Consider the following 7,107-nt stretch of genomic DNA (forward strand, 5'->3'; position numbering starts at 1 on the left):
ATTGTCCGGAGCGCGCGGCGCAGGGGCGTTGGCTTTGACTTTAACTGGGCGATCCATGGCGGTGGCGGTGGGATGAGTAGCCGCTGATCATAAACGATCAGGCAGCGCCGGGGGCACCTCGATCGCCACGCCAAGCAAGGTTCTGAATGCATCAGCGAGCGCTGCCGGGGCGCCACTGGAAAAGCCGGCGACGTGACCCGCGCCGGTGCGCAAGGCAGCATGGCCGGCCAGCAGTCGCTCGAGTTGCTGCGCCACCGCCGCGCCGGTATCGACGATGCCGATCGGCCTGGCCGTGTGCGCCGCGATGATCTGCACGATCTGGTCGCGCACGAACGGGTAGTGGGTACAACCCAGCACCAGTGTGTCGGCGCCCTGGTCCAGCAACGGCAGCACATAGCGTTGCAGCAGCAACTGCGTGGCGGGCGATTCCAATGCGCCGGCCTCGACCTGGTCGGCCAGCCCGGCGCATCCCTGCAGCACGAAGCGCACCTGCGTGGCGGCGCTGATGGTGTCGCGCAGGGCGAGGAATTTCTTGCTGGCCAGCGTCGCCTCGGTGGCCAATACGCCGACGATTTTGGTCGCCGACAAGGCCGCGGCAGGTTTCAGTCCCGGCTCGACGCCGACCAGCGGCAGCGACGGGTAAGCGCTGCGCAGTGCCGCAATCGCCGCCGCCGTCGCGGTATTGCAGGCCACCACGATGGCCTTGACGCCATGCCCGACCAGGAACGCACCGATCGCCAGCGCGCGCGCTTCGATCTCGTGCTCGGGACGGCCGCCATACGGCGCGAAGCGTGCATCCGAAAAATACACCAGCCGCTCCTGCGGCAAGCGCGCACGGATATGCCGCAGCACCGACAGGCCACCGACGCCGGAATCAAAAACGCCGACCGGCGCGTTGGCGTCGATCGGCGTCATCAGCGGCTGCGGGAGCGCGCTCAAATAGTCGTCACCGCAATCTTGCTCAAGGCACTGTGCGCGATTTTTTCCTGCCACTCCTTCGGCCCGGTGGTGTGCACCGAGGTGCCGGTCGAATCGACCGCAACGGTCACCGGCATGTCCTGCACATCGAATTCATAAATCGCTTCCATGCCGAGATCGGCAAAGCCGACCACCACTGCCGACTTGATCGCCTTCGACACCAGATACGCCGCGCCGCCGACTGCCATCAGATAGGCCGACTTGTGCTGCTTGATCGATTCGATCGCCGCCGGGCCGCGTTCGGCCTTGCCGACCATCGAGATCAGGCCGGTCTGCTCCAGCATCATGTCGGTGAACTTGTCCATGCGCGTGGCGGTGGTCGGACCGGCCGGGCCGACCGCTTCGTCGCGCACCGGATCGACCGGGCCGACGTAATAGATCACGCGGTTGGTGAAATCGACCGGCAGTTTTTCGCCCTTCGCCAGCATGTCCTGAATGCGCTTGTGCGCAGCGTCGCGGCCGGTCAGCATTTTGCCGTTGAGCAGCAAGGTCTGGCCGGGCGTCCATGAAGCGACTTCTTCCTTGGTCAGCGTGTTGAGGTCGACGCGTTTCGATTTCTCGGTATCGGCGACCCAGTTGACGTCCGGCCAGCTCGACAGCGACGGCGGCTCCATGTAGGCCGGGCCCGAGCCGTCCAGCACGAAATGGCCGTGCCGCGTCGCCGCGCAATTCGGAATCATCGCCACCGGCTTGGAGGCCGCGTGGGTTGGCTGCATCATGATCTTCACGTCCAGCACCGTGGTCAGTCCGCCCAGGCCCTGCGCGCCGATGCCGAGCGCATTGATCTTGTCGCACAGCTCGATGCGCAATTCTTCGGTCTTGTTTTGCGGGCCGCGCAGGCGCAGCTCATGCATGTCGATGTCTTCCATCAGCGACTGCTTGGCCATCAGCATTGCGCGTTCGGCGGTGCCGCCGATGCCGATGCCGAGCATGCCCGGCGGGCACCAGCCGGCGCCCATCGTCGGCACGGTCTTCATGACCCAGTCGATCAGCGAATCGGACGGATTGAGCATCACGAACTTCGATTTGTTTTCGGAGCCGCCGCCCTTGGCAGCCACCTGGACATCGACCTTGTCGCCGGGCACCAGCTCCATGTGCACCACCGCCGGCGTATTGTCCTTGGTGTTCTTGCGTTCGAAATGCGGGTCGGCCACGATCGATGCGCGCAGCTTGTTGTCGGCAAAGTTGTAGGCCCGGCGCACACCTTCGTTGACCGCATCGGTCACCGTGCCGCTGCCGAACCCTTCGAAGCGCACGCCCATGCCGATCTTCAGGAACACGTTGACGATGCCGGTGTCCTGGCAGATCGGGCGCTTGCCTTCGGCGCACATGCGCGAGTTGGTCAGGATCTGCGCAATCGCATCCTTGGCCGCCGGGCTTTGCTCGGCCTCGTAGGCGCGCGCCAGATGGGCAATGTAATCGGCCGGATGGTAATAGCTGATGAACTGCAGCGCCGCCGCGACGGATTCGATCAGATCTTCCTGTTTGATGATGGTCATGGTGAGCTCGGTGAAGGGTCAGAAGTTAAGTGAAAACGGTCAGTGCGGCGCGCCGCGCGACAGCGCCTGGGTGTCGGTCAGGATGCGGTCGCAATAGGCGATCGCCAGCGCCGAGAACAGGAACACCACGTGGATGCCGGTTTGCGCCATCAGCGTCTTGATATCGTAGTTGGCGGCGTTGATGAAAGTCTTGAGCAAATGGATCGACGAGATGCCGATGATGGCGGTGGCCAGCTTGACCTTCAGCACCGACGCATTGACATGCGACAGCCACTCCGGCTGGTCCGGATGCGATTCCAGGTTCATGCGCGAGACAAAGGTTTCGTAGCCACCAACAATGACCATGATCAATAAATTCGAGATCATCACGACATCAATCAAGCCCAGGACTACGAGCATGATGGTAGTTTCGTTAAGCTTGGTGGCAGCCGGTGCGCCGACGGTCGAGACCGACTCCAGAATGTGCTTCAGGGCATTTTCGTTGCCCATCACCGCGCCGATCAGATCGGTCAGCTCGACCCAGAAGTGGAACACATAGACGCACTGCGCCAGGATCAGGCCGAGATACAGCGGCAACTGCAACCAGCGGGTGGCAAAAATGAAGGAAGCCAGTGGGTGAATGGGACGGGCGGAACGGTCTGAATGAGGCAGATTCGATGGCATGTGGGCGGGTTGTGCGTGGCAGGGAAATCGGATCGCTCATTCTACACGGCCAGTCCGGCGCGCGGAACGGCATGGCTGGTTTGGCATGCCGCGGTATGTAAGGCTGAAGTAAGAGTGCAGGCTTATCGTTTTGTCAAATCAAAATGAATTCTATTGGGGACACGCCATGGCTGACATCGAAACAATCAAGCACGAATCACGCATTTTCTATCCACCCGCAGCGTTCGCCGAGACCGCCACCATTGGCAGCATGGACGCCTACAACGCCATGTGCGCCGACGCCGCGCAGGACTACGAAGGCTTCTGGGCCAGCCTGGCGCGCGAGAACCTCGACTGGAAGAAACCGTTCACGCAAACCCTCGACGAGTCCAACGCGCCGTTCTACAAATGGTTCGACGATGGCCTGCTCAATGTCAGCTACAACTGCCTCGACCGCAATCTGGAGAACGGCAATGCCGACAAGACCGCGATCATTTTCGAGGCCGACGGCGGCGAAGTCACCCGCGTCAGCTACCGCGAACTGCACCGCAAGGTCTGCCAGTTTGCCAATGGCCTGAAGTCGCTCGGGATCAAGAAAAGCGACCGGGTCGTGATCTACATGCCGATGTCGGTCGAAGGCATCGTCGCCATGCAGGCCTGCGCCCGCATCGGCGCCACGCACTCGGTGGTGTTCGGCGGCTTCAGCGCCAAGTCGCTGCAGGAGCGCATCATCGACGCCGGCGCGGTGGCCGTGATTACCGCTGACCAGCAAGTACGCGGCGGCAAGCACCTGCCATTGAAGGCCATCGTCGACGAAGCGCTGGCACTCGGTGGCTGCGAAGCCATCCGCAACGTCATCGTCTACCAGCGCACCGGTGCCGATGTCGGCTTCACGCCGGGCCGCGACCTGCACATGGCCGCACTGGCCGACGCCCAATCCGACGTCTGCGAACCGGAATGGGTCAGCGCCGAGCATCCGCTGTTCATTCTCTACACGTCCGGCTCGACCGGCACCCCGAAAGGCGTGCAGCATTCGTCCGGCGGCTATCTGCTGTGGGCCATGCTGACGATGAAGTGGACCTTCGACATCAAGCCGACCGACGTGTTCTGGTGCACCGCCGACATCGGCTGGGTCACCGGCCACACCTACATCGCCTATGGCCCGCTGGCCGTTGGCAGCACTGAGATCGTATTCGAAGGCATTCCGACCTTCCCGAACGCCGGGCGTTTCTGGGACATGATCCAGAAGCACAAGGCCACCATTTTCTACACCGCGCCGACCGCGATCCGCTCACTGATCAAGGCCGCGGACGCCGACGCCGCCATCCATCCGGACCGCTACGACCTGTCCAGCCTGCGCCTGCTCGGCTCGGTCGGCGAGCCAATCAATCCGGAAGCCTGGATGTGGTACTACAAAAACATCGGCCGCGAAAAATGCCCGATCGCCGACACCTTCTGGCAAACCGAAACCGGCGGTCACATGATCTCGCCGCTGCCGGGCGCCACGCCGATGGTGCCGGGCTCCTGCACCTTGCCGCTGCCGGGCATCATGGCCGCGATCGTCGATGAAACCGGGCAGGACCTGCCGAACGGGCAGGGCGGCATCCTGGTCGTCAAGCGCCCATGGCCGTCGATGATCCGCACCATCTGGAACGACCCCGAGCGCTTCAAGAAAAGCTATTTCCCCGAAGAGCTGGGCGGCAAGACCTACCTCGCCGGCGACGGCGCGATCCGCAATGCCGACACCGGCTACTTCACCATCACCGGCCGCATCGACGACGTGCTCAACGTCTCCGGCCACCGCATGGGCACGATGGAAATCGAATCGGCGCTGGTGGCGCACCCGCTGGTGGCCGAAGCCGCCGTCGTCGGCAAGCCCGACGACACCACCGGCGAATCGATCTGCGCCTTCGTGGTGCTCAAGCGCTCCCGTCCGATCGGCGACGAAGCCAAGGCCATCGCCAAGGAGCTGCGCGACTGGGTCGCCAAGGAAATCGGCCCGATCGCCAAGCCGAAGGAAATCCGCTTCGGCGACAACCTGCCCAAGACCCGCTCCGGCAAGATCATGCGCCGCCTGTTGCGTCTGCTGGCCAAGGGCGAAGCCATCACGCAGGACATCTCGACCCTGGAAAACCCGGCCATCCTGGAACAATTGAAGCACGCGCAGTAGCGCAGGCGCGGCACAGCGGCCGGTTTCGCAGTTAATTGTGCAAACCGGCCCAGAAGCCACGTTTTTCACGGGATTTTTTGCTATACTTCTCCGCTTCGTCCAACGGCAACCGTGTTGGGCGGACAGTAATTGCAGGAGAGATGGATGAGCGGTTGAAGTCGCACGCCTGGAAAGCGTGTATAGGTTAATAGCCTATCCGGGGTTCGAATCCCCGTCTCTCCGCCAAGGACACACCAAAGCACGCCAAAGTTTGACAATAAACCCTTAAGAAATCAACGACTTAAGGGTTTTTTTACGCCTGTAGTGCCAAAGTTTGCCTATTGACTGCAATTTCTTTTGACGGTAGAAGTGACGGTATACCGTCATGCCGTCAAACTGGATACCGCCAAAATGCCAAAACTCGCCACACCGCTAACCGACATTGCCCCCCGCAATGCCAAGGCCAAGGACAAGCCCTACAAGCTGACCGACGGCGGTGGGCTGTATTTGCTGGTGAATCCAGATGGCGCACGTTACTGGCGCATGGATTACCGCTTCGGCGATGCCCGGAAAACGCTGGCGCTCGGCAAATATCCTGATGTGTCACTGGCCGATGCAAGAGCCAGGCGCACGGCGGCGCGCAAGTCGCTGGCCGAGGGCATCGACCCCGGCCAAGTCAAGAAAGACGAAAAACGCATCGCTGGCGAGTTCGCAGCGCAAACCTTCGAGAAGCTGGCGCGAGACTGGCATACCAACAAACTTGCGAGCTGGCACCCGACCACGGCGAAAGACACCATCAGGCGCTTGGAAGCCGACATATTTCCGCAGATCGGGGCATTGCCAATTGCCGACATTACGCATCAGCAGATGATTGCGGCGTTGCGCAAGATCGAGGAACGCGGATCACAAGAAGTGGCACACCGTGTCAAAGCAACCTGCGCGAAAATTTTCAGCTACGCCAACCAACAGGGCATCAGGAACCAGAATCCAGCCGCTGACCTGAAAGACGTATTGAAGCCGGTGCAGGCGGGGCATTTCGGCGCAATCACCGCCGACGAGTTACCGGCATTTCTGGCGGCAATGCTCAAGAACGACGCCAGACTGTTTATGCCGACCCGGATTGCGCTACGCCTGATGATGCTGATATTCGTGCGCACCAGCGAATTGATCGAAACCCCGTGGTCAGAAATCGACCTTGAAGCGGGAACGTGGGTGATACCGTGGCAGCGCATGAAGCGCGGCAAGTTGACGGTCAACCCGGACAAGACCAACCACCATGTACCGCTATCGCATCAGGCGCTGGCACTACTGCGCGAACTGCACACCATGACCGGCGGCAATGAGTTCCTGTTCCCGAATCAGCGCGACCACCAGAAGCCGATGAGCAACGGAGCTATCCTGATGGCGTTGAAGCGCATGGGCTACCAGAACAAGATGACCGGCCACGGCTTCCGGGCGCTGGCGATGAGTACCATCAAGGAACGGCTGGGCTATCGGCATGAAGTGGTTGACCGCCAGTTAGCCCATGCCCAAAAAGACAAGGTAGCGAGTGCCTATGACCGGGCGCTGTTTCTTGAAGAACGCAAAAAGATGATGCAGGATTGGGCCGACTATCTGGACACCATCGCAGCAGGTGGGAACGTGATTCACGGGAAGTTCAGGGCCGCATAGATTCACCAGTTTTGCCATGCCTACCGCGACGGCGGGAAAACAGAGTGTTGCCCCTTTTACTCTGCTGGCATGGCGGAAATTTTCAAGCTAGTTGTCGCCCAATTTGTTCAAATTACGCTGCCGTTTTGAGTTCTGGGTGATGCTCCTTTCGATCCGCATTACTTGCGG

Annotated in this window: 5 protein-coding genes and 1 tRNA gene; 3 read left to right on the plus strand and 3 right to left on the minus strand. The window is 61.2% G+C overall.

Features of this window, described 5'->3' with window-relative positions:
• Positions 1-87: 87 nt before the first annotated feature.
• The 3 genes from murI to RCH09_RS17635 are packed head-to-tail and all read right to left on the minus strand — an operon-like array spanning position 88 to position 3,140.
• A complete protein-coding gene (gene murI, locus RCH09_RS17625; RefSeq protein ID WP_326942452.1) occupies positions 88-939 on the minus strand; it encodes a glutamate racemase in 852 nt (283 codons plus the stop codon).
• The gene (locus RCH09_RS17630) at positions 936-2,477 is read right to left on the minus strand and encodes a fumarate hydratase (protein ID WP_326942453.1); all 1,542 of its coding nucleotides are present in this window, start codon (positions 2,475-2,477) and stop codon (positions 936-938) included. The genes murI and RCH09_RS17630 overlap by 4 nt, the downstream gene beginning before the upstream one ends.
• Before the next feature lie 39 nt (positions 2,478-2,516).
• Complete coding sequence (locus RCH09_RS17635; protein WP_326942454.1) at positions 2,517-3,140, minus strand: YqhA family protein; 624 nt, start codon at positions 3,138-3,140, stop codon at positions 2,517-2,519.
• A 166-nt stretch (positions 3,141-3,306) separates the two neighbouring features.
• Here RCH09_RS17635 and acs point away from each other — a divergent pair, with 166 nt between their 5' ends.
• From acs to RCH09_RS17650, 3 genes are all read left to right on the plus strand, one after another.
• The gene (gene acs, locus RCH09_RS17640; protein ID WP_326942455.1) at positions 3,307-5,289 is read left to right on the plus strand and encodes an acetate--CoA ligase; all 1,983 of its coding nucleotides are present in this window, start codon (positions 3,307-3,309) and stop codon (positions 5,287-5,289) included.
• Between the two features lie 134 nt (positions 5,290-5,423).
• Positions 5,424-5,514, plus strand: a tRNA-Ser gene (locus RCH09_RS17645).
• Positions 5,515-5,679: 165 nt separating this feature from the next.
• Positions 5,680-6,939: a tyrosine-type recombinase/integrase gene (locus RCH09_RS17650; protein WP_326942456.1), complete on the plus strand. Its 1,260-nt coding sequence runs from the start codon at positions 5,680-5,682 to the stop codon at positions 6,937-6,939.
• Positions 6,940-7,107 lie beyond the last annotated feature (168 nt).

This window comes from Actimicrobium sp. GrIS 1.19 (assembly GCF_035984655.1).
GTDB lineage: Bacteria > Pseudomonadota > Gammaproteobacteria > Burkholderiales > Burkholderiaceae_D > Actimicrobium.